The following is a 25,321-nucleotide window of genomic DNA, read 5'->3' as shown; positions in this document are numbered from 1 at the left end:
GTCGCGCCCGCGGGTGCACGCGGCCGACACCGATACGCTGGACGCGGTGTTCGGCGAGGGGACGTCGCACCGAGGTCGGTGGCTGCGAATCGTCAATGCACCGCCCGGCGATCCCTTCGATCATGCGGACCACACCCCGCATGGAAAGGACGCAGGAGAACGATCCATGGAGTGCACCCGACTCATGGACCGCTACACGGTCTTCGTCGCCCGGGTCGCCAAGTCGGAGACGGAGTGCCGGACGGTCGACGACGTCATCGCCGCTCTGACGCAGCGGATCGAGGACGATCCGGGCGTGGCGCTGCTCGCCGTTTTCGACCATTACGCCCACACCCGGCGGCGCGACGGCGTCATCGCATCGGAGATCCGGGCCGCGAAGAACCTGGTGTTCTGCTTCGGCCCCGGCCTGCCCGATCCGAGCATGCTGGCGTTGCGCCCCCGGTCGATCGGCATCGCCGATGTCGGCGACCAATTCGTCATCAGCTTCCAGGAGGCGCCGCTGGCCCCGGCCAACGACGCCATGCGCTCCTGGGTCACCGGTCTGCGGGTTGCCTGATTCCCGGCACCTGCATCAGGACGCCGACAGGATGGCGTCGGCGGTCACCGTCGCCCCGCCCTTGAGAACGAACCGGGTTTCACCGTCGACGGTGCGCACCTCGGCCACCGTGCCGGTGATGACGCCGGCGGTCTCCAGCGCCCCGCCGTTCTGGTCGCGGGCGGTGATGCGGACGGTGTACAGCCCGTCCGGCGCCGTGGAGCCGTCGCTGCGCCGGCCGTCCCAGGTGAAGGTCCGCCGCCCGCTTCCCCCCGCCGGTGCGGCGGCGGAGTGGACCGTGCGGCCGTTCTCGTCCAGCACCTCGATGCGGATGGTGGCCGGGGCACCGGCCACCGTGTAGGCCATGGTCCCCGATCCGCCCGAGAGGGTCAGGGTATCCGATGCCGCTTCGACCGTGCGGCCGAGGAAGGCCATGTCCATGCGCATGCCGCTGCTCTTCAGGGTGTCCAGCACCTGGTTGAGCGTGTCGTTGGTGCGCATCGCCTGCTCCACTGTGGAAAGCTGGGCAAGCTGGGTCATGAACTGCGTGGCGTCCATGGGGGCCAGCGGGTCCTGGTTGCGCAACTGGGCGGTGAGCAGCTTCAGGAAGGAATCATAATCGACGGTCGTCCGGCTGCGGTCGGCGGAAGCCGCGGCGCCGGTGGTGGTCGTGGTGGTGGCGGCCGTTGTGGTCATGGCGGCGTGGCTCCTGTCAGACGATGAGATCGACCAGCCCGTCGATCGGGCGCAGCGCACGGTCGGGCGCCGGGTCCGCGGTGCCGGGGAGGGCGGCGGGGGGGTAAAGGCCGGTCTGCCGGCCGCTCCCCTGGTCGAACGCGGCGGAACCGCGCGACCCGCCGTCCCCCTCCAGCGAGAACTGCAGGCCGGCGGTGTCGAGGGTCAGCCCGGCGTCCCCCAGCGCCTTTTCCAGCACCTGCACGTCGCGGCGCAGCAGGGCCAGGGTGTCGGCGTGCTCGGCCCGCACGACCAGGGTGACCTGGCCGTCGATCACCTCGGCGACCACCCGGACGCGGCCGAGTTCGGCGGGCGACAGCTCGATCCGGAAGGACCCGCCGCCGGCCGCGGCGATCCGCACCAGCGGTTCGCTCAACTGGGCCATGGGCTGGCCCGGCATCCCCGCACCCGGCGCCCGGGCACCCGCGCCGGCGGTTGCCGCCGCGTGCTGGCTTGCCGTCGCCGGGGCCGACGCCGGCGCCAGCCCGTCCGCGGCGCCCGTGTCGGGACCGGCGGCGGTTGCCGGTGCGGCGGTGAAGGGCAGGGGCGGGCGGTCGCCGGAGCCGGCGAACGCACCGTCTCCGCCCGACGGGGGCGGCGCAGCCGGCCGGCCGGCGGCGGATCCGCCGTTGCGGGGATCCGTCGTATCGGCGGTCATCGTTCCTGCGGTCCGCCCTGCCGTCCGGCCCGTCGTGCGCTCCGTTCGGCGCGGCTCCGCCACCGCTTCGCCCGCCCCCGCCCCGGCCACGGCCGCGGGAGCGACGGCGGCCGGGACCGTGGTGGCCGCCGTGCCCGGTGCATCCGGTGCGACGGTCGCGTTGGTCGCGGCGGCGGTTCCGTTCGCCGGACCGGCGGCGGTGTCCGGTTCGGCCGGCGCCGCCACCGGTGCGGGACCGGGAGGCGGCACCGGCCGGCCGGCGTCCGGCGGTGGCGCCGCCGTTCCCCCGGCCCCCGCCGCGGGCGCCGGCGCCGGGGAGGCGTCCGGCACGGCGTCCGCAGCGGGCGCCGGGGGCGGCACCGGGGGCGCCGCCGGCGGTGATGCGGTCGGTGCGGCGGAAAGCCAGGCGGCCGGCGGGTCGGCGGTGATCGCGGCGACCACGGCCGCGGCCGTATCGGGACGGGGTCCGGGAGCGGCATCCGCTGCGTCCGGTTCGGCACCGTCGCCGTCGGCGCCAATGCCCCCGAGAAGGCCGTCGAAGGTGTCCGCGTCCGCGCCGTCGCCACTGCGGGTGGCCGCGGCCCGGGTCTCGGCCGCCGGGCGGGACGGCGGTGTTACGACATCGGTCATGCGGGTCATGGCGGTCAGTTCGTCAGGGTGGTGCGGGGGGCGGGGGCCGCCGGGGTGCGGTCGCCGGGCAGGGCGCGGCGTTGCAGGATGGCCCGGGTGACCTCGCGGGCCTTGCCGTCGCTCATGGCCGCCAGGATCGGGGCGGCGCGGCGCTCGGCCAGGCGGTCGAGGACGTCGACGACCTCCGCCGTGTCGAGGCTGTCGAGGATGCGCGCGGCGTCGCGCGGCTTCATCGCCTCGTAGATCGCCACGGTGCGGCGCAGATCCTCCTCCTGAAGGGCGGAGCGCCGCTCCATCAGCGCCTCGACTTCCCCGCGGACGGCGTTCAGGCGCCGGATCTGCGCGGTGACGCGGGCTTCGGTGGCGGTCAGGACGGCCTCCGTCTCACGCAGGCGGCCGGTGCGCGCCGCCGTGTCGGCAAGCTGCTCGCGGATGGCGTCGCGCAACGCCGGATCGGTGCAGGAAGGCGCGGCCAGGGCCACCGGCGGGGCCGCGGGGGCCGGTGCGGACGTCACTTGCGGAGCGGGCTCGGGAGCGGCCGCCGGAACCGGGGGCGTTGCGGCGGGGGGTGCCGTCAGGTCGTCGGCCCAGGGGCGGTCGTGGCCACCGAACTCGCGGTCGAACTGCTGGGCGATCGCCGGCAGCCCGTCGACCACGGTGCCGAGTTTGAGCGGCAGCACCATCAGGACCGCAATCAGGGTGATCGGCAGGATGCGCGGCATGGCTCAGACCTCCGACCCGACGGTGCGCAGGCGGGCGTAGAAAGCGTTGGCCGGGCGCATGGGCTCGGCCGGGGCGGCGCCGGCCTCTCCCGGCGGTTCGGCGGCGTCGCGCGCGAAGACCGGCATGGGGGCGCGGGTGACGGCCGGCGTGTCAGCGGGGGCCGGGCCGGGCTCCGTCTCAACCTCCGGCGCCGCCGGAGCGTCCGCTGCCGGCGCCTGCACCGTTGCCGGTGCCACTGCCGGCGCCGCGGCGGGCGGCGGCGCGTCGGGGCGGCGGCCGGTCCGCACCATGGCGCCCTCGTCCAGGCGGCGCAGCAGGGCGCGGGCATGGCGGATCGACTCCTCCATGCGCGCGGTGGTCCGCTCGCACGAGCCGAGGATCAGCGCCATGTCCTCCTTGATGGCCCCGGCGCGGTCCAGATCCCCGGACAGGCGCCCCGCCACCTCGGTGGCGGAACCGACCAGCCGCTTCATGGAGGCATCGGTGTCGTCGATCGACCGCGAGAAGGTGGCGATCAGCGCGTTGATCTCCGACTGGCCGTTGCGCAGCAGCTTCAGGCGCTGGTTGACGATCACCAGGTAGACGGTCGCCGTCACCAACATCACCGCCAGCACGGCATCAATGAGAAAGGAGGCCATCGATCAGCTCCTGCTTGGCATCCAGATCGGTTTCGACCTTCACGGCGATGTTGCCGTTGCGCTGGCCCATGTTGCCGGCGAACAGGGGAATGGTCTTGCTCAGCACCAGCACCGGCGCGTCGGGGTTGATGCGCAGCTTGAGGGACTGGCCCTTCTGCCAGTTCAGCACCTCGCCCAGCGGCACCTGCGTCTCGCTGAGCACCGCCACCAGCTCCAGCTTGGAGCGCATCAGCTCGCCCTTCAGGTGGCTTTCCCACACGGAATCGTGGCCGAACCGCTCGCCCATGAACATCTGCACCAGCTTGCCGCGCACCGGTTCCAGGGTGGCGTAGGGGATGACGATGTCGATGTGGCCGGTGCGCCGCTCCACCTCCACGGCGATGCGCACGCGGATCACCGCGTTGGTGGCGCGGGTGATGGTGGCGAACTGCGGGTTCACCTCCAGCCGGTCGAAGACGAAGTCCACCTGCGCCAGCGGATCGAAGGACTGCCCCAGGTCCTGGAGCACCACCTTCATCAGCCGCTCGGTCATCTTGCGCTCGATGGAGGTGTAGGCGCGTCCGTCGACCCGTCCCGGCCGGGCCCGCCGGCCGCCCAGCAGCACGTCCATCATGCAGTAGATCAGGGCGCTGTCGATGGACAGCAGCATCTGGTTGTCCCACTGCTCGGCCCGCGCCACCCCGATCAGGGCGGGGAGTTCGATGGCGTCGAGGAAGTCGTTGTAGCGCAGCCATTCGATGCGCAGCAGCGACGTCTCCACGTTGGTCGAGGCGAACTGGCGCAGCGAGGTGTTCAGCAGCCGCACCATGCGGTCGAACACCACGTCCAGCATCGGCAGCCGGTCCTTGTTGACCGTCGTCGAGCTGACCAGCAGCTTGATGGCGCTGGGCGGGTCCTCCGAGGCGGACGGCATCGCGAAGTCCAGCAGACGGTCGATCTCCTCCTGATTCAGGATGCGGGAATCCGGGACCGGGCCGTCGCCGCCGCCACCGCCATCCGCGGCGCCGGCGGCGTCCAGGATCGCCCGGCTCCAGTCGGCGTCGGCGGTGTCGTGCTCGGGGCCATCGGGCCGGGGCTGTTCGGGCCCGCCGGGCGTGCCGTCGGAAGGAGTGGTCATCCGTGCCTCTGGTGTTGGTTCGCGATCGCTGTGGCTATTGGGTCAGCAGGCTGCGCAGCAGGACGTCGGTGACGACCTCCCCGCCGCCGGAGGGGGCCAGGAGCAGATTGAAGCGCCGCTTCAGTTCACTGCGCAGCCGATACAGGCCGGCCGAACCGTCGAGGTCGTCCCGGTCGAGGTTGCGCAGGAATTCCTGCACCGTATCGACCAGCTTCGGCATCGCCGCCTCGATCGTGCCCGCCCGCCCCGGCGCGGCCACCAGGGAGATGCCGATCTTCAGGTATTGCGACGGCGTTTCCCGGCGCAGGTTGACGATGGTCTCCGGGATCTCCACCACCCGTTCGGGCCCCGGCAGAGCGGGGGTGCCCGTGAACAGCCGGTCCAGCGCCTCCGGTCCCGCCGCCGTCCGGTAGCCCGCCAGGCCGGCGGCGACCACCACGGCCAGTGCGGCGAGGCCGGCGACCAGCCGTGCCACCGGCAGGATCACCACGAGCACGCTGCGCGACCGCTCCACGCCGCGCAGCGTATCCCCGTCGATCCCCTCCAACCGTGTATTCATTCCGCCGCGTCCATCTGCGATGAGGTGAAAATTTATAAAAACATTGCTCAGATAAATTTTTATCCAATTTGGATACTGCGCGTTGCCGTTTTTTACTCCGCTTAAAAGAGCCGCCGATAGTCTGGGGCCGTCTTCGGGGGGCAGAGTAGGGCTCCCGATTTTCGGAAACTTTAAAGGTGCGGGAGCGTGGACAGTCTGATCGACACATTGCGATCGCTGGGGCGCGGGCGCCTCCTGGTGCTCGCCGGGACCGGGGTGGGGATCGTCGCCGCGATCGCCGGCATGGCCCTCTTGCTGTCGCAGCCGCACATGACCACGCTCTACACGGGCCTGGCCCCGGCCGAGGCCGGGCGCATCGTCAAGGCCGTGACCGATATGGGCATCCCCGTGTCGGCGCCCTTCGACGGCACCTCCATCCAGGTGCCCCAGGCGGACGCATCGAGGGTGCGCATGCTGCTGGCCGAGCAGGGGCTGCCGTCCGCAGGCGGCGTCGGCTACGAACTGTTCGACAGCGACAAGCCCCTGGGCATCACCAGCTTCATGCAGCGCATGAACCGATTGCGGGCGCTGGAAGGGGAACTGGCCCGGACCATCGAGACGCTGGCCGGGATCGAGGCGGCGCGGGTGCACGTGGTGCTTCCCGACCGCGAGGAGTTCTCGCGCGGGGCGCCCACGCCGACCGCGTCGGTGGTGGTGCGCATGCGCGGCCGCGCCGTGCTGGAGCGCCGCCAGGCGCTGGCGATCCGCAACCTGGTGTCATCAGCCGTGCCCAACCTGAAGCCCGGCGGGGTGACGGTGCTCGACGCGTCGGGTGAACTCCTGCTGGGCGACGACGACGGGACGGGTGTCGCCTCCGCGCGCGCCGACGGCATGCGCGCCGCCGCCGAGACGCGGGTGGCCCGGGCCATCGAGCAGATGCTGGTGGCGCGCCTGGGGGCCGGCAATGTGCGGGTCCAGGTCGCCGCGGAGGTGGAAACCAAACGCGAGGTGGTGCGCAGCCACACCTTTGATCCTGCCAGCCAGGTGGTGCGCTCCACCCAGCTCGTCGAGGAGCAGGGGCGCAGCGTCGACACCAGCGGCGAGCCGCCGGTGACCGCCGAACAGAACCTGCCCCAGAACGAGGTCCGGGCCCAGCCGCAGGGCGCCCAATCCACCAACGACACCCGCCGCCAGGAAGAGACCGTCAACTACGAGATCTCCAACGTCGCGCGGGAGACGGTGATCGAGCCCGGCGACGTGCGCCGCCTCAGCGTCGCCGTCCTGGTCAATGGCGTGTGGACGACGGCGGCCGACGGGACGCGCACCTATCAGCCCCGCTCCGCCGGGGAACTGGAGCGCCTGACCGAACTGGTGCGCTCCGCCATGGGCTTCGACGCGGCGCGCGGCGACCGGGTGACCGTCGAGAACCTGGAGTTCGTCGATCTCGCCCCCGACCTGACGCCGCGCGACCCCATGGAGGAGATCGCCGAGACGCTGACCCGCAACGTCATGACGCTGATCCAGTGGGTCATCCTGCTGATCCTGTCGGCGCTGGTCATCCTGGTCGGGCTGCGTCCGCTGATCCGCCGCGTCTTCCCGGCGCCCGAACCGGCCGCGGCGGAGACGGTCGAGGCGCTGGCGGGGCCGGTGGCCGGAGCGGTGCCGCAGCTCACCGGCCCGGCCGGCGCCACCGCGGGTGCCGCGGCGGGTGCGGCCGGCGAGGGGGGCGCCGCCGGCGGGTTCGACGGTGCGGAAGAGGTGGCGGCGGCAGGGTCCGGCCTGCCCGCGCCGGGGATCGAGGAGACCATGGACCAGCTCATCGAGCTGCGGGCGGTGGAGGGCCGGGTGCGCGCCTCGTCGATCCGCCGCCTGGGCGAGCTGGTCGACCAGTACCCGGACGAGGCGATCGATATCCTGCGCTCCTGGCTCTATGAGGAGGCGGCCTGATGGCCTACCCGCGCTACAGCTTCGACCGCGCCTTCGGCGCGCCGGGCGCGGACCCCGCCGCCGCGCCGGAGCCGGAACCGGTCGACCCGCTGGACGAACCGCGCCACTCCGAGCGCGTGCTCCTGGCGGCCGTCGACGAGGCCCGTCGCGTCGCGCTGGCCGAGGGGCTGGAGCGCGGCCGGCGCGACGGCGAGGCGGTGGCCCGCACCGGTGCCGAGGCGGCGCTGGCCGACGGGGTGGCGGCGCTGCTGGAGCGTGCGGCGGCGCTGGAGGCGGATCACCGGGTCCTGCTGGACCGTCTGGAATCCCGCGGGGCGGCGCTGCTGGTGGCTCTCGCCGGCCGGCTGGCGCCACGCCTGCTCGACACCGCGGCCCGCGACGCGGTGGAGCGCACCGCCCGCGAGGCCCTGAACGCCGCCGGCGGGGCGCCGGAACTGCACCTGCGCGTCCACCCGGCCCTGCGCGACGTCCTGGATGAGACCATCCGGGAGGCGGTCGCCGAAACCGGGTACCGCGGCGGTATCACGGTGGTGTCCGACGACGCCCTGGCCCGCGGCGCCCTCGATGCCGTCTGGGACGCCGGCGGGCTGCGCCGCGACCCGGCGGCCATGGAGCGCGCGCTGGACGCCCTCGTGGAACGCACGCTGGGCGCGCTGGCGGCCGGCGACGCTGACTGATCGACCATTCCGACACCCTTTGCGCCTTCGACGGAAGCGAGAACGCATCATGCCTTCATTGAACCTCGACACCCTGATCGACGAGACCCGGTCCGCCGAAAAGGACCGGGACGGGCCGATCAACGCCATCTACAACGTGCCGGTGGACGTCCAGGTGGTTCTGGGCCGGACCAGCATGCTGGTGGCGCAACTGCTGAAGCTCGGGCGCGGCGCCGTGCTGGAACTGGAACGCAAAGTCGACGAGCCTGTGGAGGTGCTGGTCAACCACCGGCTGGTCGCCCGCGGCGAGGTGGTCATCGTCGAGGACCAGCGCCTGGGCGTGACGCTGACCGAGATCGTGCGCAACGCGGAACTGGATCTCGATTGAGCGGGGCGGCGACCATGAACGCGCGACGCGCGGGGCTGGCGGCGTTCGGCGTCGCCATGGCCGTGGCGGCTCCCGCCGCGGCGGTCACCTTCGACCAGGGGATGGAGTCCTTCCTGTCCCTGGCCGAGGGCGGCAGCCTGTCGGGGCGGATCGTCCAGGGCATCGTCCTGCTGACCGTGCTCAGCGTAGCACCGGGGCTGCTCATCATGGTCACCTGCTTCACGCGCATCATCGTGGTGCTGTCGCTGCTGCGCTCTGCGCTGGGTCTGCAGCAGTCGCCGCCCAACATGGTGCTGATCAGCCTGGCCATGTTCCTGACCTTCTACATCATGGGGCCGGTGATGGACCGCGCCTGGCAGGAGGGGTTGCGGCCCATGCTGAACGAACAGGTGACCGGCGAGCAGGGGCTGGAGCGGATGATCGAGCCGTTCCGCGACTTCATGTTCGCCCACGTGCGCGGGCGCGACCTCGCCGCCTTCGCGTCCTTTTCCGGCGATCCGCCGCCGGCCGGGCCGGAGCCGGGATCGCCGCCGACCGCGCAGTCCGTCGACCTGCGCCTGCTGATGCCGGCCTTCCTGCTGTCGGAGCTGCGGCGCGCCTTCGAGATCGGCTTCCTGCTGTTCCTGCCGTTCCTGGTCATCGACATGGTGGTGGCGGCGATCCTCATGGCCATGGGCATGATGATGCTGCCGCCGGTGATGATCGCGCTGCCCTTCAAGATCATCTTCTTCGTCCTGACCGATGGCTGGTTCCTGATCGCGGGCAGCCTGATCCGGTCCTACGGGACGGGGGGCTGAGGCCGTGGCCGCCACCGTGCCGCCGGGGCAAGGGGAGGACGGCTGCCCGCCGGCCGCCTCCCTGGCCGACAGCCTGACGGCGATGGCGCGCCGCCACGGCTCGACGCCCGGCGACGAGGACTCCCTTCTCGACGTGCTGGCGGCCATCGAATCGCGGCCGCTGATTCCGCACGCCCTGCTTCTGGTCGCCGGCTCCGTCATGGCCGGCGTTTTCCGCTTCGACCGGGACGACGGCGCGCCGCCGGCCGATCCCGCCGCCGATCCCCCCTCCGCCGATTGTTCCTTCTGAGGTGCCGCCATGGGAGCCCCCGTCAAGATCCGTGAGAACTACAAGAGCCTGAACGGAGCCGAGAAGAGCGCGATCATCTTCCTGGCGCTCGGCGAGGAGCGCGGGTCGCGGCTGATGGAACGCCTGGACGAGGATGAGATCCGCATCGTCAGCCGGGCCATGGCTACCCTGGGCAACGTCACCTCCAACCTCGTGGAGTCCCTGCTGCGCGTCTTCACCGAGCGCTTCGCCCGGACCGGGTCGGTGGTCGGCTCCTACGACAGCACCGAGCGCATGCTGAACCGCTTCCTGCCCGCCGACCGGGTGTCGGAGATCATGGGCGAGATCCGCGGGCCGGCGGGCCGCACCATGTGGGAGAAGATGTCCAACGTGAACGAGGCGGTGCTCGCCAACTACCTGGCCGGGGAGTATCCGCAGACCGCTGCGGTCATCCTGTCGAAGATGCGCCCCGACCACGCCGCCAAGGCCATCGTCCTGCTGCCGCAGGCGGTGCGGGCCGAGATCATCGAGCGCATGATCCAGATCGAATCGGTGCAGCGCGAGGTGCTGTTGGACATCGAGACCATCCTGCACACCGAATTCATGGCCAACTACGCGCGCACCCACGGCAACGATTCGCTGGAGCGCATGGCCGACATCTTCAACCGGATCGACCGCGACACCATGGGCGAGATCTTCGCCGACCTGGAGCCGGCGCTGCCCGAACCGACCCAGCGGATCAAGCAGCTCATGTTCACGTTCGAGGACCTGATGCGGCTGGACCGGGTGTCCTTGCAGACGGTCATCCGGCGGTGCGACACCGGCCAGCTCGCCATCGCGCTGAAGGGGGCGCAGCCGGCCCAGCGCGACCATTTCCTGTCGGTGCTGTCGGAACGCGCCCGGCTGATCCTGATGGACGAGATCGACAACATGGGGCCGCTGCGCGTGCGCGACGTGAACGAGGCCCAGGCGGACATCGTGGGCATGGCCAAGTCGCTGGCCGACGACGGCGTCATCGTGATCCCGCAGTCCGGCGACGGCGACGCGGTGGTGTACTGATGACGCTGCCGGCGCTCCCGTACCCGCCGACGCCGGCCGACGGCGGCGCTCCGTTCAGCGATGATGGCCGCGATGACGGTGCCGTGGACCGGCTGCTGGACCTGCTGGCGACCCTCGACCCGGCGGAGGGGGCGCTGGCCCGCGGCTGCCTGCCGCGCTGCGACTCCACCTTCGGGGCGGGGCTGGCCCTGTTCCTGTCCGTCACCGCCGCGGGCTGCCGCGGCTGGCTGACCGACGATGCCGCGGACCGGCTGGAGGAGCTGGACGGCGGTCTTCTGCTGGACGACTGCGACACCGCGCTGGCGCCGCGCCTGCGGACGCTGGACGGGCGGGCATGGCGGGTGCTGCGGGTGCCGCTCCTCGACCCCGCCACGGCGGCGGTGATGCCCGTCGGACTGTTGTGCGCCACCAGCACGGGCACCGACGGGGCGGACGCCTTCGTGGTGGTGCTCCAGGCGCGGCCGCGCGCCACCGGGGCCGTCCAGTTGACGGCGACCCGGGCGGGCCGGCGCCTGGACGTCACCCTGCGCACCGCCGGCGGCCTGCCCGCGGCATTGCTCGCGGAACTGCATGAGACCGCCCGCGCGGTGCTCGACGCCTGCCGCCTGACCGGCAGCCTGACGGTCGGGCCGCTGGCCGGGGAATGGCTGCGCTTCGACGAGGATCTCAGCTCCGACCTCGCCCTGTAGGGCCCCCGCGCCGGGCGGCGGTAACGGGTTTGAACGCAGGATTAAAGGCCGCGACTCCTTTGCAAACGAAGCATTGCGCCGGCCGGCCCTTTCGCCGTACCTGCTGACGACGGGTGTACAGCGAGAGGCAGCCGGAGGAAGGCTCGATGCCGCCATGGACCGCGAGCGGGTGCGGCCGCGTTCTGCTTGCCGATGATGACGCCTTCATGCGCTCCATCGTCGCCTCGATCATCCGCAGCGCGCTGGGCTGCGACGTGGACGTTGCCGGCTCCGGGCGCGACGCCCTGGAACGCCTCGGCCTGTTCCGGCCGCCCATCGGACTTGCCCTGCTCGACTTCGTGATGCCCGACGGCAACGGACTGGAGGTGGCCCGCGCCATTCGCACGGGTCACGGCCCGGTGCCCCGCGACCTGCCCATCGTCATGCTGACCGGCCGCACCGACGGCGCGCTGGTGCGCGCGGCCATGGAATTGGACGTCAACGGCTATGTGGTGAAGCCGGTGACCCGGGAGGCGCTGCTGGCGCGGCTGGAGCGTGCCGCGTCCATTCCCTTCGACATCAAGCCGGTGGACGTCTACCGCGCGGTGGAGATCCCCGACCCGGCAGCGGCCGAGCCGGTGCGCCGTCACCCGCCGGCGCCGGCGCCGGTGCTCCCGTCACCGCCGGCACCCACCGAAGCACACCCGCGCAGCACCCGTGTGGAGGTGCCGGTCGCCCGCCTGGAGCCGGGCATGATCCTGGCCACCGCGGTGCGCGCCCACGATGGCGGCTCGACCATCCTGCCGGCGCACATCCGCCTCGACCACGCGCTGATCGCCCGCCTCGGCGACCTTGCGGACATGCACATGATCCCGCCCGTCGCGTTCGTCATCGCCAGCCGGGAGGGCTGACCGGTGGACCCGTTCGCCGGTCCGGCGGCGTTCGTCCCGGCCGGGGCGGGGTTCGCCGACACGCTCGACGAGGCGCCGATCGGCGCCCTGATCCTGGACGAATCCTGGAACATCCTCTACCGCAACGGCCGCATCGCCGAGATTCTCGGGGCGGAAGGGGAGGCCCTGCGGGACGCGGTGGCGGCCCTGATGGAGGGGCCGGTTCTGGCCCGAGCCTCCGACGGCGGCACGGTGATCGTGGACGCACACCGGCCGGACGGCGGGACGCGCACCCTGCAGATGTCGTTCGGCACCGTCGCCCACGGTGCCGGCGACGCCATGATCGTCTGGATCTACGACGTCACCGACCTGCACCGGGCGCGCGAGGAGGCGGAGCGCGCCGCCCGCAACCGGTCCGGCTTCCTGGCGACCATGAGCCACGAGATCCGGACACCCATGAACGGCGTCGCCACCATCGCCGATCTTCTGGCGGGCACACCCCTCGACGCCGATCAGCGGGACATGGTGCGGACCATCCGTGCCTCGGCCGGGTCGCTGCTGGCAATCCTCGACGACGTGCTCGACTATTCGAAGATCGAGGCCGGGGGCATGGAAACCGAGGATCGGCCCTACTCCCCCGCGGCCGTTGTCGAAGGCATGGCGGCCATCCTGCGGCCGCGGGCGGCCGGCAAGGGACTTGATCTCACCGTCGCGGTGGACAGCGCGGTGCCGCCGGGGGTGCGCGGCGACGGCGCGCGGGTGCGCCAGGTGCTGATCAACCTGGTCGGCAACGCCATCAAGTTTACCGAGCGCGGCGGCGTGTCCATCCGGGTGAGCGTGCCGGCACCCGGCCGGCTGCGCTTCGAGGTGGAGGACACCGGCATCGGCATCCCCGGCGACCGGCAGGCGGCGCTGTTCCGACCCTTCGTCCAGGTGGATGCCGGCATCGCCCGCCGATTCGGCGGCAGCGGCCTCGGCCTGTCGATCTGCCGCGGACTGGTGGAGCTGATGGACGGGACCATCGGCCTGTCGAGCGCACCCGACGCGGGCTCGCTGTTCTGGTTCGAAATCGCCGCCCCGGTCTGTGCCGTGCCGCCGCCGGACCCCGGCGACGACGACGGGCCCGGCGTCGGTGCCTGGACCGCACCTTCGCGCGCAGAGGCGGAGGCCCGGCGCGCCGTCGTGCTGTGCGTGGAGGACAACCCGACCAACCGGTTCGTGCTGGAACGGGTGCTGGCGCGACTCGGGATCGTCCACGACATGGCCGAAGACGGGACGCAGGCGCTGGCCATGCTGCGGCCCGACCGGCACGGGCTGGTGCTGAGCGACCTCCACATGCCCGGCCTCGACGGCTACGGGCTGGCCCGGGCCATCCGTGCCCGCGCCGGCGACACCGGTCCGCCGCCCGTCGTGGCCCTGTCGGCCGATTTCCTGGCGCAGACGGCCGAGGCCTGCCGGGCCGCCGGCATGGTCGAACACCTGGGCAAGCCGATCCGGATCGACGCGCTGGACGCGGCGATCGGCCGGCATCTTCCGGTTGCCCATCGCCTGCGCCGGCCGGCGGAGCCCGCCGAATCGCCGATCGGCACCGCGGCCGGGACCCCGGCGGTCATCGACCTCGCCTGTCTGACGGAACTGGTCGGCGATGATCCGGCGGTCGTGCGCGACGCGCTGGAAAGTTTCGTGGCCTCCGCCGGCGATCAGGTGGCAGCGGTCGAGCGCGGCGCGGCCGGTCCGGCGCATGGTGCGCTCGCGGCCGCCCATTCCCTGAAATCGGCGGCACTCTGCGTCGGCGCGGGGGCGCTGTCGGAGCTTGCCGGGGCGCTGGAATCCGCCCTGCGCACCGGTGACGCGGATGCCGCCGCGACGCTGGTGCCGCGTTTGCGCGCGGCCTACGACGCCTGCGTGCGGGCGGTGCGCGCCCCGGAACGGCCGTAGCGGTTCAGGGATTCAGCAGAATTGGCGGGTTCGTGCGCCCGGAGGCTGCCGGACCCGGCGGGGGCGCCGGAGGCGGGACCGGAACCGGAAGGGCGTGCAGGGCGGCGGCGGCGTCGCGGCGCAGTGCGGCCAGCGCCGGCTCCGGATAGCGTTCCGGGACCGCTGCGTAGGACGTGCGGGCCACCTCCGGGCAGCCCATCACCAGGAACAGGTCGCCCTGCCGCAGCAGGGCGGCCGCTTCGTCACCGCGGTCGTGCCCGGCGATCGTCGCACCGGCGGCGTACCAGTCGCGGAAGGCGCTCCACAGCCCGTCGACAGCCGGCCCGTCGCACCGGCCCTCGGCCACGGCCCGCTCCAGTGCCCGGCGGTAGGCGCTGTCGGGGGCGGGCGGAGCCCCGGCGCAGGCCCCGACGAGGGCCACCAGGACCGCGGACAGACCGACCCCAAATCCCGTGCAGGCATTCATATACATGTCGGCTCCCATCTCCCGTGCCGCCTCATGCTTAACAAGGTACGGTTAAACCGGCATTTACGGTTCAACCTCCCGGTTTAAAAATCCCATCAGGTCATTAACCATTACGGTACAGCCGTTCACGCTGGCAATGTCGCCGTGTTCTTGCTCGAAATGCGAGATTGATCAGTAAAAAGGACAGACTATAAAATTTTACGCGGTCTTTCGTCGTGTTCGGATTCTTTAGATCGGGTAAATACCCCGTAACGCCTAAGCCGTTCCAGGTACCTCAAACTATTGACATCCCTTCAATGGATGAGTTCTTTTGGGGCTGTGATAAGGGCGTGACACGGTTTAAATTTCGTAAAACGCAACCTGTCGCCCTTGGTTGTTGCGCGATGGAGAATCCTATGCGGACGTTGCTGATCGAACCCGGAGACCTGATCGCCAAAGCCATCGGTCGACAGCTCGATTTGTGTAAAGTTAATCACGACCGAATGGACGAGGGCGGGTTCCGGGATTTGGTTAACGGCAGTGACCCCGACGCGCTGAACTACAACGCCATCATCGTCGGCGAGGTCGGTGACACAGTGGGGTGTGTGTCGCTGCTGCGCGCGCGCCGGGTGACGGCGGCGATCGTGTGCCTGATCGACCGGCGCTGTGCCAACACCACGGCCAACATCCTGCGCGCCGGGGCTGACGACGTGCTGGTCAAGCCGGTGGTGGGCACCGAGATCCGGGCCCGCCTGGAGGCCATTTCCCGGCGCGCCTACGGTCTGACCAGCAACGCCGTCCAGGTCGGCCGGCTGACCGTGTTCCTGGACGGGCGGGATCCCGAGGTGGACGGCGCCCGTCTGCGCCTGAGCCAGCGCGAGCATGCGATCCTCACCGTGCTGGCGCTCAATCACTGCCGGGTCGTATCCAAGGAGCACATCTACGAGCAGGTCTATGGCTTGTCCGGCTCTGATCCGCTCGACAAGGTCATCGACGTCTACATCTGCAAGCTTCGCAAGAAGATCGACCAGGCGACCGGCGGCGGCCGCTATATCGAGACCGTCTACGGGCGTGGCTACAAGTTCGAGGCGCCGCCCGAGCACGCGACCCCCGACCCGGGCTCGCGGCTGATGGGAAGCCGCTTTGCGACGGCGGCGCCGGGGCCGGTGCGGCTGGCGATGATCCCGCCGGTGCCGGCGGTGCGTGAGGTCCCGCTGCGGGCGGTCGGCCGCTGACGAGGCCGGCATCGCCCGGTCAGCAGTGTCCGCAGGATTTTCCCGATACTTCTTCTCAAAAGAACATCGATTTTAAATTACCCGATCAATAACAATGCGGTTTCTTCCGGACGCGTCGTTTTTTTACGTCAGCTTAAACCGGTTCGGCCACCATGACTGTGCCGGTCGCGCTCCCGCAAACGAACGGGAAGGCCTGCGCGAACCGGCCCCGGCGTCAGAAAGGCGCTATGAATCTCACGAATGGAGATACCCATGGCCTCGATTCTGACCAATGCCTCGGCGATGACCGCGCTGCAGACCCTGCGCCGCGTGACGGGTGACCTGGCGACGACCCAGGACCGCATCTCCACCGGCCTGAAGGTCAACAACGCCAAGGACAACGCCGCGTACTGGTCGATCGCCACCACCATGAAGGCGGACGTGGCCGGCTTCAAGGCGGTGAAGGAATCCCTGGAGCTGGGCACCGGCACCACCAACACCGCCTCGGTGGCCTCGCAGAACATCGTCGAGAACCTTCAGACGCTGAAGGCCCGCGTCATCGCCGGTCAGACCAACGGCGTTGACAAGTCGCTGATCCAGAACGACGTCGACCAGCTCGTCACCCTCATCAAGGGCGCTGCCGCCGACGCGTCGTTCAACGGCGACAACCTGCTGCGCATCAGCTACTCCAACGACGGTACCGCCAAGGATATCGATGTCTCCATCCTGGCGTCGCTGAGCCGCAGCGGCGACACGGTCGACCCCAGCTACATCGAGTTCAAGCGCCAGGACATGCAGGTCCGCTCGATCGTCGGCAAGGCGACCATCGAGCAGCAGATCGACTCCACCAACGACCTGAAGGCGTCGGTCGGGATCACGCTGGGCGCGCCGGGGGTGAACTTCATCGACGGCCAGAACCTGGGCCTGACCTCGCTCGAACTGACGGTGACCAAGGAAGACGGCAGCAAGGTCAACGTTGCCGTCGACCTCAGCGCCCAGACCTACGACACCGATCTGGCGACCACGCAGGGCAACATCGAGACCGCGGTGAACGCCGCTCTGACCGCGGCCGGCGCCGACTTCCAGGTCGCCTTCACCGGGGACAACCTGGAGTTCACCGACCAGGACGTGAACGCCGACGGCAACTTCACCGCTCAGGTCTCCGGCCTGTGGGTCAATTCCAAGGAGAGCGATGCCTTCGGCGGCCTCGCCGACCTGACCCAGCTCGACGTGGTGAACAACGCCGAGAAGTCGCTGGTGGTCATCAACCAGCTTCTCGACGTTGCCATCGCCAAGTCGTCGGTGATCGGCTCCATCGAGAACCGCGTGGCCAACCAGAACGACTTCGTGTCGAAGCTGACCGACGCCATGAACAAGGGCATCGGGGCGCTGGTCGACGCCGACATGAACGAGGAATCGAGCCGCCTGCAGGCCCTCCAGGTCCAGCAGCAGCTCGCCATCCAGGCGCTGTCGATCGCCAACCAGGGGCCGCAGAACATCCTCTCGCTGTTCCGCTAAGCCCGTCGGGCCGGCGCCGCCCGGCGGCGCCGGTTCCCTCCTCCTTGCAACTCCGGGCGTGGTCGGCGCGACGGTCGGCGCTGCTGCTGCGGGACCGCCGCGCCCGTTCCCGTGACCACCGCCACAGGTGCGACCATGAGCATCGCCGCCTATCAGCAGACCATTGCCGACTGCGACGACCCCCGCCGGATCGAATACCGCCTCTTTCTGCGCATCACGCTCCTGCTGGAAAAGCACCGCGACGCGGACTGGCGGTCCGCCGGGCTGAAGGAGGCCCTGTGGCGGAACCTGGAGCTGTGGAACGTGCTGCGGGCGGACCTTCTGGAGGATGCGAACGCCCTGCCGGAAGCCCTGCGGGCGGGACTGGTCTCGCTGTCGTTCACCGTTGCCCGCCACACCCGCAGCGTGCTGCGCGGCGAGGCGCCGGCCGGCCTGCTGATCGACATCAACCGCGCGGTGATGCAGGGGCTGCAAGGCGTCCCCCAGCCCGTCGAGGAACCGGCCCATGGCACTTAAGCTCCGCCTCAAGCCAAGCGAGCGGGTGGTGATCAACGGCTGCGTCGTGCAGAACGAGAACCGCCGCTACACCCTGACCGTGTCGAACTTCGCCCAGATCATCCGCGGCAGCGACATCCTCCAGGAAGAGGACGCCCGCACCCCCGTACGCCGCGCCTATTTCCTGATCCAGAGCATGCTGCTGGACCCGCGCTTCGCGTCGACCGGCATGGGACTGGTCACCGACACCATGGCCGGCCTCTACACGGCCTTCCTGCGCCCCGACATCCGCGACGGGATCGCCCGCTCCATGGGCCACGTCGGCGAGCGCGACTATTACAAGGCGCTGGTCGCCCTGCGTCCGGTGATGGAGTACGAGGACACGCTGCTGGGGACGCCGCCGCGCCCGCCGGACCGCGCGGAGGGCGTCGCCGAGCGTCCGGCGGGAGGGTGATGCCATGCCCACCCCCGTGAACAGCGTGTCCGGGCCCGGCGTCGACCGCGCGCCTACCGGTGCCGAAGCCGTCGCCGAAGCGCGGCTGCGCCAGGCGGAGCGGCTGCGCGCCGCGCAGGCGGAGACGACCAACCCCGTCGAGGTGGTCGAGCCCGCGGAGAAGACGGACCCCGCGGAGATCGCGCCCCGCAAGGCGATCCAGCCCTACCGGGTCAGCCTGGACGGGGCCACCGGCCGCCTCCACACCGAGGTGCTGGACACCGAGACCGGCGCCGTCATCATGCGCATCCCCGCCGGCTACGCCGAGCCGGAGGACGCCGCAGCGGCGGACGCCCCGTCGGATGCCGCGTCGTCGGGGGAGATCGAGGCATGAGCACCGTCCTCGACCTGCGGCGGATGACCGCCAACCACGACCGCTACGACCAGATGATCCGCCGGCGGCCGGCCGAACAGCGGGCCATCGCCGATTTCCGGGAGCGCATCGGCACGATCACGTCGGTGGACGCCTTCCTGAAGGACGACAAGCTCTACCGCTTCGTCATGGAAGCCTTCGATCTCGGCAGCCAGATCTACGCCAAGGGCCTGATCCGCAGGGTCCTGACGGAAGGTGTGACCGACAAGGCGTCCACCGCCAACCGCATGAACGACGTCAAGTTCAAGGAACTGGCGACGGTGCTGGGCTTCGCCGAATCCGGTGGCGCCAACCTGAAGGAACCGAAGATCGTCCAGGCGATCGTCGACCGGTACGTCAGCGTGCGGCTGGAGGTGGAATCCGAGGACACCAACCCGGCCGTGCGCCTCGGTCTCTACTTCAAGCGCCGGGCACCCGCCATCACCAACTGGTACCAGGTGATGGCCGATCCGGCGCTGCGGGAGGTGGTGCTCACCATTCTCGACCTGCCGAAACAGACCGCCCTTCTTGACGTCGACCGGCAGAAGGAGATCTTCTCCCGGCGCCTCGACATCGCCGACTTCCGCAACCCCGACAAGGTACGCGCGCTGCTCGACCGGTTCGGCGCCATGCACGACGCCCGCAACGGTGCCGCGTCCGATACCGCCGCGGTGGCGCCGATGATCGGGCTGCGTCGCGGCAGCCGGCCGTCGATCGTTGCGATCGACCCGTCCGTCACCCTGACGCTGCTGAAATTCCCGCGCTTCTGAGGCGGTGGCGTGCACCCCGATGCGGCAGCGTCCCCGCCGGCATCCGGTCGGGGCGGTCCGCCGGCCTCCGGCGCCGGCCGCCGGAGGCTGCACCGGGATGACGACGGGCGCGACGCGCTGCACATCCTGCCCCTGTCCATCCTTCCCCTCGGCCACCCCGGGCTGCGGCGGGCGCGGCTGATCAAGAACGTGCGCCTGGAAACGGTCGCCGAGGTCTTCAACGACGCCCAGACCGGCAGCGGCCAGATCACCATCGACCAGATCCCCCTGTGCTTCGGGCTGGACGCCGACGCCGTCGCCCGCGATCTGCACATGATCCGGCAGATCGCGGCGGCCGCCAGCTTCGACATCTACAGCCTGCGCCTGGAGTTGCGGCGCCTGAAGATTGACGTGGACGAAGCGCGCAGCCTGCGCCTGTCGGACGCCAAGCGGGCGCGGCTGACGGGCTACATGCGGGTCTTCACGCGGCCCCTGATCGAGTACGTCTACGGCACCGGCGACGCCGAGGTGACCGGCATGGACGGGCTGCTGCGCATGTTCAGCAACCCCGACGTGGCGGAGGCGCGCCGCCGTCTGCAACTGATCGCCGACCGGCTGGACATCCCCGTGAGCGCCATCCCCCGTTTTCTGGAGGACTACGCCGACGTCTTCATGTCGCTGGCCTATTTCCGGCAGTGCCTCGACGAGATCGTTCCCGACGTCGAGGCGTTCCTGACCTGGACCCGCGAATTGCAGGACAGCAGCGAAGTGCGCCGCGACTCCCGGCGCCGGCGCATGCTCGACGACATCGTGCGCGACCTGACGGAGATCACCACCTCCATCACCGGCCGCTTCGAGAGCTTCGACCTCCGCTCCCGAGCCTTCTGGACCAACATCAACGCCGAGAGCTTCCACACCATCCGCACCCTGATCCTCAACCACCACCTGACCATCGGCGGCGTGCTGTGCGGTCTGGCGGTCAAGATGGACCTGTGGAAGGCGCGCTTCGCGCGCGGCGGCGGCCCGGTCCGCCGGATGGAGTTCATCCGCTCCGAGATCCTGCCCGGCCTGTCGCAGATCCGTGCCATCGAGCGATCGTCCCGCGCCGCCCTGTGGTGACGGGGAGTGGAGGGGCGATCACGGCTTCTCATCATCGCCGGGTACCGGCGCCACATCCGGAACCCTGCCCGGGAAGGAGCGCAGCCCCTCACCGGCGGCACCGGCGGCACGCGTCTTCAGTGTAGCGCGCCGCCGTCTCGACGGCGCCCTTGGCGGGCGCGGGCAGCTTCAGGGGATAGGTCGCCTTGGGCGCGGGCGTTCCACAAGCCGGAGGGACGGCCCCTACAGCCGGACCGCGTCAGCGCCGCGGGCGTCCGTCGCCTGAAGGGCGTAGAGCCGGGCCAGCAGGTGCGGCGGCAATGCGTCGGGCAGCGGTGCGGCGGCGGTCGGAGCCGCGGGGGCTTCGCGCCGTTTCAGCGCCTCGGCCACGCTGTCGCCCGATGCCGCGGCGGGGGCGGGGGGCGGCTCCCGGCCGGGGGCAGCCAGCCAGGGCAGGGGCGCCGCCGCCGGGCCGGCCGGTTCGTCGGTTGCGGCGTCGCCCAGCGCCTTGAGGTGGCCGAGCACGCTGTCGCCGGTGATCGCCTCGAACAGCACCATGGCGGCGGCGCCGGCCAGCCCCGTCGGGCCGCCGAAGAGGAAGCCGCCGGCCAGCCGCGCCGGGATGGAAATCGTGTCCCCCGTGGCCTCGCGATAGACGGCGGAGACGACGGGAAGCTGCTGCAACGGGTTGATGGTGTCGATCAGGTCCTCGAAACCGAGGGCCGGGCCGGTGCCCGCAGCCGAGCCTCCGGCGGCGGTGTCGGACGAACGGCCTCCGGTGGTCCCGGCGGGGGACAGGGCGCGGGCGGCGAGGGTGGTGTTGACGCTCATGGCCGGTCTCCCGGAACGGACAGCAGGGTGTGGAGCTGGGCGAAGGTGGCGGCGGCGGGCAGGCGGTCGTCCTTGCCCTGGCGCAGGAACGCTTCCAGGCGCGGGTGGACGGCCATGGCGGCGTCCACCTCGGGGTCGCTGCCCCGCCGGTAGGCGCCGAGGCGGATCATCTCGCGCATGTTGTCGTAGGTGGCCATGGACGCCCGCGCGCGGCCGGCGATGTCGTTCTCGGCGGGGCTGTGGCAGCCGGGCAGGGCGCGCGACACGCTGCGCAGCACGTCCACCGCGGGATAGCGCCCCTGGCCGGCGATGCGCCGGTCCAGCACCAGGTGACCGTCGAGGATGCCGCGCACCGCGTCGGCGATGGGCTCGTCGTGGTCGTCGCCGTCGACCAGCACGGTGAAGATGGCGGTGATGTCGCCCGGCGGGCGGGGGCCGTCCGTGTCGGGTCCGGGCCCGGCCCGTTCCAGCAGCCGCGGCAGTTCGGCAAAGACGCTGGGAGGATAGCTCTTGCCGGTCGGCGGCTCGCCGGCGGCCAGGCCGATTTCCCGCTGGGCCATGGCGAAACGGGTGACGCTGTCCATGAGGCACAGCACGTGCAGCCCGCGGTCGCGCAACTCCTCCGCCACGGTCATGCACAGCAGCGCCGCCTGTCGGCGCATCAGCGGCGGCTCGTCGGAGGTGGCGACCACGACGACGGACCGGGCCAGCCCCTCCGGCCCCAGATCGTCCTGGATGAACTCCCGCACCTCGCGGCCGCGCTCGCCGATCAGCCCGATGACGATGACGTCGGCCTCGGCGTTGCGCGCGAACATGGACAGCAGCGTCGACTTGCCGACCCCCGACGCCGCGAACACCCCCAGTCGCTGGCCGCGGCACAGGGGCACGAAGGCGTCGACGACGCGGATGCCGGTGTCGATGCGCGGGCCCATGCGCCGGCGCGCGCAGGCCGGCGGCGGCGGCCGGCGCAGGGGGCGGGCGTGCTCGCCGTTGCGCAGCGGCCCCTTGCCGTCCACCGGGTGGCCCAGCGCGTCGACCACGCGGCCCAGCCAGCCGGGGCCGGGGCGCAGGGTGTTGGCGGTGTCGTCGGTGACCACGGTGCAGCCCTCGGCCACACCGTCCAGGGAATCGAAGGCCATCAGCAGCGTCCGGCCATGGCGGAAGCCCACCGCCTCGCACAGGACGCGGCGGCCGTGCACGGTCTCGGCGTGGCACTTGTCGCCGACCGACAGCACCCGTTGCAGGCCGTCCACCTCCAGCGTCATGCCCGTGGCGGCGCGGATGCGGCCGCGCCACGTCACCGTCGGCAGGCGTTCGATGGCCGCGGTCAACGCTTCCAGGGCCTGCATGCGCGGTTTCTCCCTCACCGTTTCCTGGCGCATCCTAGGCGGCCCGATTTAAATCCGGTTTTAAACGGCGCGGTTCATGGTCGCCTCTATCGTCGCATGCAGAGGTCGTCATGGATTTTAGCCAAATCGCCGTTTTCCGATTGGCGGGACTTCGTCTCGACTATCTGGCGGAGCGGCAAAAACTGATCGCCGAGAATGTGGTGAACGCCAACACTCCACAATACAAGGCGCGCGATCTCAAATCTTTCGAGACGATTTTGGGCGGCATGCAGCCGGTCGTGCCCGTGCGGACGGCGCCCATGCATCTGGCCGCCGCCGGGACGACGGGGCCGTTCCGTGAAGACCGCTCCTTCGAGCCCCGGGAGACCACCCCGTCGGGCAACGCCGTGTCGCTGGAGCAGGAAATGGCCAAGGGCAGCGAGACCCGCGACGCCTTCGCGCTGACCACCGGCCTGTTCCACCGCAATCTGCAAATGCTGCGCATGGCGTGGCGGGCCGGCGGCTGAGGAGGGAAGACCCCATGAACGATGCCCTGAACAGCACCCTGAAGATCGCCGGCATGGGCTTGCAGGCCCAGGCGACGCGGCTGCGCGTGGTGGCGGAGAACATCGCCAACGCCGATTCCACGGCGGCCACCCGCGACGGCGATCCCTACCGGCGCAAGACCGTGACCTTCGACAGCGTCCTCGACCGGTCGCTGGGCGTCGAGGTGGTGCGGGTGAAGCAGATCGGCCGCGATCGCAGCGACTTCAGGCTGGTCTACGACCCCTCGCACCCCGCGGCCAACGATGAGGGCTACGTCAAGCGTCCCAACGTCCAGACGCTGATCGAGATGATGGACATGCGCGAGGCCGGTCGCGCCTTCGAGGCGGGCATGAACGTCATCGAGCAGTCGCGCGCCATGATGAGCCGCGTCGTCGACCTGTTGCGCAGCTAGGAGCGGGAGCCCCCACCATGATCGAAATGCCCATCGCCCGCGTCGCCGCCGCGTACGCCGCCAACCGGGGCGGCGCGCTCGCCATGCCGACGCCGGCGGTTTCGGCCGTCGGGAGCGCCGCGCCGGCCGCCGGACCCGAGGCGGCGGCGGCCTCCGACTTTGGCACCTTCCTCGACCGGCAGATCGCCGACGCCGTGGAGACGCTGAAGGAGAGCGAGCGGGTGTCCATGTCCGCGGTGGCCGGCAAGGCCAGCGCCCAGGAGGTGGTGCGCGCCGTCCTGGCGGCGGAGATGACCGTCCAGTCGGTGGTCGCCATCCGCGACAAGATGGTCCAGGCGTACCAGGAAATCATGCGCATGGGCGTGTGATACGGCCGGAAAATGATCCCTTTCATTCTTTTCCGGCCGTCAAGCCCGGCAGATCAATGCCGTGGCATTGATCGAGAGGGGCATACCGTCGGCATCAGTCCGATGCCGACGGTATGATACGCCCGGGACCGCCGCTTGCGAAGAGGAAGGCCATGAACGAGGCCGACGTGCTGGAAGTGGTGCGCAGCGGCATCTGGACCGCCCTGTACATCGCCGCACCGCCGCTGATCGTCGCGGTGACCGTGGGCGTGGCGATCTCGCTGATCCAGGCGCTGACCCAGGTGCAGGAGATGACGCTGACCTTCGTGCCCAAGATCGTCGCCATCCTGGTCGCCACGGTGCTGGCGCTGCCCTTCATGTACGGCGCGCTGGCCACCTATTCGGAGCGGCTGAGCGACCTGATCGTCTCGGTTCAATAGGGCCATGGGGCGGCTGCGCATCCTGCCGGCGGCGCTCCTCGCCCTGTGGGCGCCGGCCGCCGCCGCCGCGTCGGCGTCGCAGATCGGCATCTGGACGCCGGCGCTCTACGCCCTGCCGCCGGCACCGCCGGGCAGGCCCCCCTCCGCCGCGCTGCCCCCCGCCGACCGCCGCGGCCCGCTGCCGCCGGAAGCGCAATGCATCGCCGCCATCCTGGACGCCGAGCGGGCGGCGGGCATCACCGACCATCTGCTGCTGGCCATGGGCTTCACCGAGGCCGGCCGGCGCACCGAGCGCGGGCTGTTCACCGTCTGGCCGTGGACGGTCAACAGCGAGGGGCGGTCCCGCTACTTCACCGGCCGGGCCGACGCCATCGCCTTCGTGCGCGACGAGCAGCGGCGCGGCGTGCGCTCCATCGACGTCGGCTGCCTCCAGATCAATCTGAAATGGCACCCGGACGCCTTTCCCGACCTGGACACCGCCTTCGACCCCGTGGCCAACGCCCGCTACGCCGCGTCCTTCCTGGGCGCCCTGCAGCGCGACCACGGCTCGCTGGACACCGCCATCGCCCGCTACCACTCCGCCCGGTCCGAGCTGGGCACCGCCTACCGGGAGCGCGTCACGGGCAACCGGCGCTGGGTGGCGGGGGCGCTCGGCTACCTGGAGACGCTGGCGGCCGGGCCGCGCACCGCCGCGCCGGTGTGGACGAAGGCGGAGCTGGGGCAACTCGCCTTCCTGTCCGGGCTGGTCGCCGACGGGCCCGCGCGCCCGCTGCTGCCCGACGCCCGCCCCTGATGCGACCGCTTAAATCCGGGTTTTACCGCGCCCGTCTAGGGTGCCGGGACGCAAGCCCCCCTCCTGGAGCCGACG

The 25,321-nt window shown here is 70.9% G+C and carries 31 protein-coding genes; 22 read left to right on the top strand and 9 right to left on the bottom strand.

What is annotated here, in order from left to right; genetic code table 11:
• Positions 1-166: 166 nt before the first annotated feature.
• A complete protein-coding gene (locus G472_RS0113085; RefSeq protein ID WP_029008767.1) occupies positions 167-556 on the top strand; it encodes a DUF6858 family protein in 390 nt (129 codons plus the stop codon).
• Between the two features lie 15 nt (positions 557-571).
• Here G472_RS0113085 and G472_RS0113080 read toward each other — a convergent pair whose 3' ends face one another.
• The 6 genes from G472_RS0113080 to G472_RS0113055 are packed head-to-tail and all read right to left on the bottom strand — an operon-like array spanning position 572 to position 5,595.
• Complete coding sequence (locus G472_RS0113080; protein ID WP_029008766.1) at positions 572-1,231, bottom strand: flagellar hook assembly protein FlgD; 660 nt, start codon at positions 1,229-1,231, stop codon at positions 572-574.
• Positions 1,232-1,247: 16 nt separating this feature from the next.
• Entirely contained in the window at positions 1,248-2,567 is a 1,320-nt protein-coding gene (locus tag G472_RS0113075) for a flagellar hook-length control protein FliK (RefSeq protein WP_029008765.1), read from the bottom strand.
• Between the two features lie 5 nt (positions 2,568-2,572).
• Complete coding sequence (locus tag G472_RS0113070) at positions 2,573-3,280, bottom strand: MotE family protein (protein ID WP_029008764.1); 708 nt, start codon at positions 3,278-3,280, stop codon at positions 2,573-2,575.
• Positions 3,281-3,283: 3 nt separating this feature from the next.
• Positions 3,284-3,919 (bottom strand): DUF6468 domain-containing protein, encoded by a 636-nt coding sequence (locus tag G472_RS0113065; RefSeq protein WP_029008763.1) that lies wholly within the window; start codon positions 3,917-3,919, stop codon positions 3,284-3,286.
• Entirely contained in the window at positions 3,900-5,036 is a 1,137-nt protein-coding gene (gene fliM / locus G472_RS0113060; protein ID WP_029008762.1) for a flagellar motor switch protein FliM, read from the bottom strand. Before fliM ends, G472_RS0113065 begins: the two co-directional genes overlap by 20 nt.
• Positions 5,037-5,070: 34 nt before the next feature.
• Positions 5,071-5,595 (bottom strand): flagellar basal body-associated FliL family protein, encoded by a 525-nt coding sequence (locus tag G472_RS0113055; protein ID WP_084536617.1) that lies wholly within the window; start codon positions 5,593-5,595, stop codon positions 5,071-5,073.
• A 186-nt stretch (positions 5,596-5,781) separates the two neighbouring features.
• Here G472_RS0113055 and fliF point away from each other — a divergent pair, with 186 nt between their 5' ends.
• The 9 genes from fliF (at position 5,782) to G472_RS32920 (ending at position 14,185) form a co-directional block, all read left to right on the top strand.
• Positions 5,782-7,521, top strand: a complete 1,740-nt coding sequence (gene fliF, locus G472_RS0113050; RefSeq protein WP_029008760.1) for a flagellar basal-body MS-ring/collar protein FliF — start codon at positions 5,782-5,784, stop codon at positions 7,519-7,521.
• Positions 7,521-8,198 (top strand): FliH/SctL family protein, encoded by a 678-nt coding sequence (locus G472_RS0113045; protein WP_084536616.1) that lies wholly within the window; start codon positions 7,521-7,523, stop codon positions 8,196-8,198. The genes fliF and G472_RS0113045 overlap by 1 nt, the downstream gene beginning before the upstream one ends.
• A gap of 49 nt (positions 8,199-8,247) precedes the next feature.
• Positions 8,248-8,565, top strand: a complete 318-nt coding sequence (gene fliN / locus G472_RS0113040; protein WP_029008758.1) for a flagellar motor switch protein FliN — start codon at positions 8,248-8,250, stop codon at positions 8,563-8,565.
• Positions 8,566-8,579: 14 nt separating this feature from the next.
• A complete protein-coding gene (gene fliP / locus G472_RS32935; RefSeq protein ID WP_035692282.1) occupies positions 8,580-9,362 on the top strand; it encodes a flagellar type III secretion system pore protein FliP in 783 nt (260 codons plus the stop codon).
• Between the two features lie 4 nt (positions 9,363-9,366).
• A complete protein-coding gene (locus G472_RS0113030; protein ID WP_245593478.1) occupies positions 9,367-9,651 on the top strand; it encodes a hypothetical protein in 285 nt (94 codons plus the stop codon).
• A 9-nt stretch (positions 9,652-9,660) separates the two neighbouring features.
• On the top strand, positions 9,661-10,689 hold the full coding sequence (locus tag G472_RS0113025) for a flagellar motor switch protein FliG (RefSeq protein ID WP_029008756.1): 1,029 nt from the start codon (positions 9,661-9,663) through the stop codon (positions 10,687-10,689).
• On the top strand, positions 10,689-11,378 hold the full coding sequence (locus tag G472_RS32930; RefSeq protein WP_051340762.1) for a hypothetical protein: 690 nt from the start codon (positions 10,689-10,691) through the stop codon (positions 11,376-11,378). Before G472_RS0113025 ends, G472_RS32930 begins: the two co-directional genes overlap by 1 nt.
• 146 nt (positions 11,379-11,524) lie before the next feature.
• A complete protein-coding gene (locus G472_RS37115) occupies positions 11,525-12,268 on the top strand; it encodes a response regulator (RefSeq protein WP_051340761.1) in 744 nt (247 codons plus the stop codon).
• Positions 12,269-12,271: 3 nt separating this feature from the next.
• Entirely contained in the window at positions 12,272-14,185 is a 1,914-nt protein-coding gene (locus G472_RS32920) for an ATP-binding protein (RefSeq protein WP_051340760.1), read from the top strand.
• A gap of 4 nt (positions 14,186-14,189) precedes the next feature.
• Here the strand turns inward: G472_RS32920 and G472_RS32915 are convergent, their stop codons facing one another.
• On the bottom strand, positions 14,190-14,651 hold the full coding sequence (locus G472_RS32915; RefSeq protein WP_211100186.1) for a hypothetical protein: 462 nt from the start codon (positions 14,649-14,651) through the stop codon (positions 14,190-14,192).
• Positions 14,652-15,046: 395 nt separating this feature from the next.
• Here G472_RS32915 and G472_RS0113000 point away from each other — a divergent pair, with 395 nt between their 5' ends.
• The 7 genes from G472_RS0113000 to G472_RS0112970 all read left to right on the top strand — a co-directional run bounded on the left by G472_RS0113000 (position 15,047) and on the right by G472_RS0112970 (position 20,570).
• Positions 15,047-15,865 carry a response regulator transcription factor gene (locus tag G472_RS0113000; protein ID WP_029008755.1) on the top strand — a complete coding sequence of 273 codons (819 nt, stop codon included), beginning with the start codon at positions 15,047-15,049 and terminating at the stop codon, positions 15,863-15,865.
• A 252-nt stretch (positions 15,866-16,117) separates the two neighbouring features.
• The gene (locus G472_RS0112995; protein ID WP_029008754.1) at positions 16,118-17,362 is read left to right on the top strand and encodes a flagellin N-terminal helical domain-containing protein; all 1,245 of its coding nucleotides are present in this window, start codon (positions 16,118-16,120) and stop codon (positions 17,360-17,362) included.
• A 135-nt stretch (positions 17,363-17,497) separates the two neighbouring features.
• Positions 17,498-17,878 (top strand): flagellar biosynthesis regulator FlaF, encoded by a 381-nt coding sequence (flaF, locus tag G472_RS0112990; protein ID WP_029008753.1) that lies wholly within the window; start codon positions 17,498-17,500, stop codon positions 17,876-17,878.
• Positions 17,868-18,311 (top strand): flagellar biosynthesis repressor FlbT, encoded by a 444-nt coding sequence (locus G472_RS0112985; RefSeq protein WP_029008752.1) that lies wholly within the window; start codon positions 17,868-17,870, stop codon positions 18,309-18,311. Before flaF ends, G472_RS0112985 begins: the two co-directional genes overlap by 11 nt.
• Before the next feature lie 4 nt (positions 18,312-18,315).
• Positions 18,316-18,684, top strand: coding sequence for a hypothetical protein (locus G472_RS0112980; protein ID WP_029008751.1), 369 nt, complete (start codon positions 18,316-18,318; stop codon positions 18,682-18,684).
• On the top strand, positions 18,681-19,472 hold the full coding sequence (locus G472_RS0112975) for a DUF1217 domain-containing protein (protein ID WP_029008750.1): 792 nt from the start codon (positions 18,681-18,683) through the stop codon (positions 19,470-19,472). Before G472_RS0112980 ends, G472_RS0112975 begins: the two co-directional genes overlap by 4 nt.
• A 9-nt stretch (positions 19,473-19,481) precedes the next feature.
• Positions 19,482-20,570 carry a hypothetical protein gene (locus G472_RS0112970; RefSeq protein ID WP_051340757.1) on the top strand — a complete coding sequence of 363 codons (1,089 nt, stop codon included), beginning with the start codon at positions 19,482-19,484 and terminating at the stop codon, positions 20,568-20,570.
• Between the two features lie 222 nt (positions 20,571-20,792).
• Here G472_RS0112970 and G472_RS0112965 read toward each other — a convergent pair whose 3' ends face one another.
• Both G472_RS0112965 and fliI read right to left on the bottom strand, forming a co-directional pair.
• Positions 20,793-21,380, bottom strand: coding sequence for a hypothetical protein (locus G472_RS0112965; RefSeq protein WP_029008748.1), 588 nt, complete (start codon positions 21,378-21,380; stop codon positions 20,793-20,795).
• Entirely contained in the window at positions 21,377-22,729 is a 1,353-nt protein-coding gene (gene fliI, locus G472_RS0112960) for a flagellar protein export ATPase FliI (RefSeq protein ID WP_029008747.1), read from the bottom strand. The genes G472_RS0112965 and fliI overlap by 4 nt, the downstream gene beginning before the upstream one ends.
• A gap of 110 nt (positions 22,730-22,839) precedes the next feature.
• Here fliI and G472_RS0112955 point away from each other — a divergent pair, with 110 nt between their 5' ends.
• The 5 genes from G472_RS0112955 (at position 22,840) to G472_RS0112935 (ending at position 25,246) form a co-directional block, all read left to right on the top strand.
• Positions 22,840-23,235 carry a flagellar basal body rod protein FlgG gene (locus G472_RS0112955; RefSeq protein WP_029008746.1) on the top strand — a complete coding sequence of 132 codons (396 nt, stop codon included), beginning with the start codon at positions 22,840-22,842 and terminating at the stop codon, positions 23,233-23,235.
• Positions 23,236-23,249: 14 nt separating this feature from the next.
• Positions 23,250-23,666: a flagellar basal body rod protein FlgC gene (gene flgC, locus G472_RS0112950; protein WP_029008745.1), complete on the top strand. Its 417-nt coding sequence runs from the start codon at positions 23,250-23,252 to the stop codon at positions 23,664-23,666.
• Between the two features lie 17 nt (positions 23,667-23,683).
• Positions 23,684-24,034 (top strand): flagellar hook-basal body complex protein FliE, encoded by a 351-nt coding sequence (fliE, locus tag G472_RS0112945; RefSeq protein WP_029008744.1) that lies wholly within the window; start codon positions 23,684-23,686, stop codon positions 24,032-24,034.
• A 152-nt stretch (positions 24,035-24,186) separates the two neighbouring features.
• Positions 24,187-24,453, top strand: coding sequence for a flagellar biosynthesis protein FliQ (fliQ, locus tag G472_RS0112940; protein ID WP_029008743.1), 267 nt, complete (start codon positions 24,187-24,189; stop codon positions 24,451-24,453).
• Positions 24,454-24,457: 4 nt separating this feature from the next.
• Positions 24,458-25,246, top strand: coding sequence for a lysozyme family protein (locus G472_RS0112935; protein WP_029008742.1), 789 nt, complete (start codon positions 24,458-24,460; stop codon positions 25,244-25,246).
• Positions 25,247-25,321: the final 75 nt, after the last annotated feature.

This window comes from Azospirillum halopraeferens DSM 3675 (genome assembly GCF_000429625.1).
Lineage (GTDB): Bacteria > Pseudomonadota > Alphaproteobacteria > Azospirillales > Azospirillaceae > Azospirillum > Azospirillum halopraeferens.
The sequence above is the reverse complement of the archived record's forward strand: the minus strand, read 5'-3'. Positions and strand labels throughout refer to the sequence as shown.

Coding starts and splice junctions, on each gene's coding strand:
- G472_RS0112955 (WP_029008746.1), top strand. CDS start 22,840: ATGGATTTTAGCCAAATCGCCGTTTTCCGATTGGCGGGACTTCGTCTC.
- G472_RS0112935 (WP_029008742.1), top strand. CDS start 24,458: ATGGGGCGGCTGCGCATCCTGCCGGCGGCGCTCCTCGCCCTGTGGGCG.
- flaF (WP_029008753.1), top strand. CDS start 17,498: ATGAGCATCGCCGCCTATCAGCAGACCATTGCCGACTGCGACGACCCC.
- G472_RS0113085 (WP_029008767.1), top strand. CDS start 167: ATGGAGTGCACCCGACTCATGGACCGCTACACGGTCTTCGTCGCCCGG.
- G472_RS0112985 (WP_029008752.1), top strand. CDS start 17,868: ATGGCACTTAAGCTCCGCCTCAAGCCAAGCGAGCGGGTGGTGATCAAC.
- fliQ (WP_029008743.1), top strand. CDS start 24,187: ATGAACGAGGCCGACGTGCTGGAAGTGGTGCGCAGCGGCATCTGGACC.
- G472_RS0113080 (WP_029008766.1), bottom strand. CDS start 1,231: ATGACCACAACGGCCGCCACCACCACGACCACCACCGGCGCCGCGGCT.
- fliP (WP_035692282.1), top strand. CDS start 8,580: ATGAACGCGCGACGCGCGGGGCTGGCGGCGTTCGGCGTCGCCATGGCC.
- G472_RS0112975 (WP_029008750.1), top strand. CDS start 18,681: ATGAGCACCGTCCTCGACCTGCGGCGGATGACCGCCAACCACGACCGC.
- G472_RS0113000 (WP_029008755.1), top strand. CDS start 15,047: ATGCGGACGTTGCTGATCGAACCCGGAGACCTGATCGCCAAAGCCATC.
- G472_RS37115 (WP_051340761.1), top strand. CDS start 11,525: ATGCCGCCATGGACCGCGAGCGGGTGCGGCCGCGTTCTGCTTGCCGAT.
- fliE (WP_029008744.1), top strand. CDS start 23,684: ATGATCGAAATGCCCATCGCCCGCGTCGCCGCCGCGTACGCCGCCAAC.
- fliM (WP_029008762.1), bottom strand. CDS start 5,036: ATGACCACTCCTTCCGACGGCACGCCCGGCGGGCCCGAACAGCCCCGG.
- fliI (WP_029008747.1), bottom strand. CDS start 22,729: ATGCAGGCCCTGGAAGCGTTGACCGCGGCCATCGAACGCCTGCCGACG.
- G472_RS0112995 (WP_029008754.1), top strand. CDS start 16,118: ATGGCCTCGATTCTGACCAATGCCTCGGCGATGACCGCGCTGCAGACC.
- G472_RS0112965 (WP_029008748.1), bottom strand. CDS start 21,380: ATGAGCGTCAACACCACCCTCGCCGCCCGCGCCCTGTCCCCCGCCGGG.
- flgC (WP_029008745.1), top strand. CDS start 23,250: ATGAACGATGCCCTGAACAGCACCCTGAAGATCGCCGGCATGGGCTTG.
- G472_RS32915 (WP_211100186.1), bottom strand. CDS start 14,651: ATGAATGCCTGCACGGGATTTGGGGTCGGTCTGTCCGCGGTCCTGGTG.
- G472_RS0113045 (WP_084536616.1), top strand. CDS start 7,521: ATGGCCTACCCGCGCTACAGCTTCGACCGCGCCTTCGGCGCGCCGGGC.
- fliN (WP_029008758.1), top strand. CDS start 8,248: ATGCCTTCATTGAACCTCGACACCCTGATCGACGAGACCCGGTCCGCC.
- G472_RS0113075 (WP_029008765.1), bottom strand. CDS start 2,567: ATGACCCGCATGACCGATGTCGTAACACCGCCGTCCCGCCCGGCGGCC.
- G472_RS0113070 (WP_029008764.1), bottom strand. CDS start 3,280: ATGCCGCGCATCCTGCCGATCACCCTGATTGCGGTCCTGATGGTGCTG.
- G472_RS0113065 (WP_029008763.1), bottom strand. CDS start 3,919: ATGGCCTCCTTTCTCATTGATGCCGTGCTGGCGGTGATGTTGGTGACG.
- G472_RS32930 (WP_051340762.1), top strand. CDS start 10,689: ATGACGCTGCCGGCGCTCCCGTACCCGCCGACGCCGGCCGACGGCGGC.
- G472_RS0113055 (WP_084536617.1), bottom strand. CDS start 5,595: ATGAATACACGGTTGGAGGGGATCGACGGGGATACGCTGCGCGGCGTG.
- G472_RS0112980 (WP_029008751.1), top strand. CDS start 18,316: ATGCCCACCCCCGTGAACAGCGTGTCCGGGCCCGGCGTCGACCGCGCG.
- G472_RS0113025 (WP_029008756.1), top strand. CDS start 9,661: ATGGGAGCCCCCGTCAAGATCCGTGAGAACTACAAGAGCCTGAACGGA.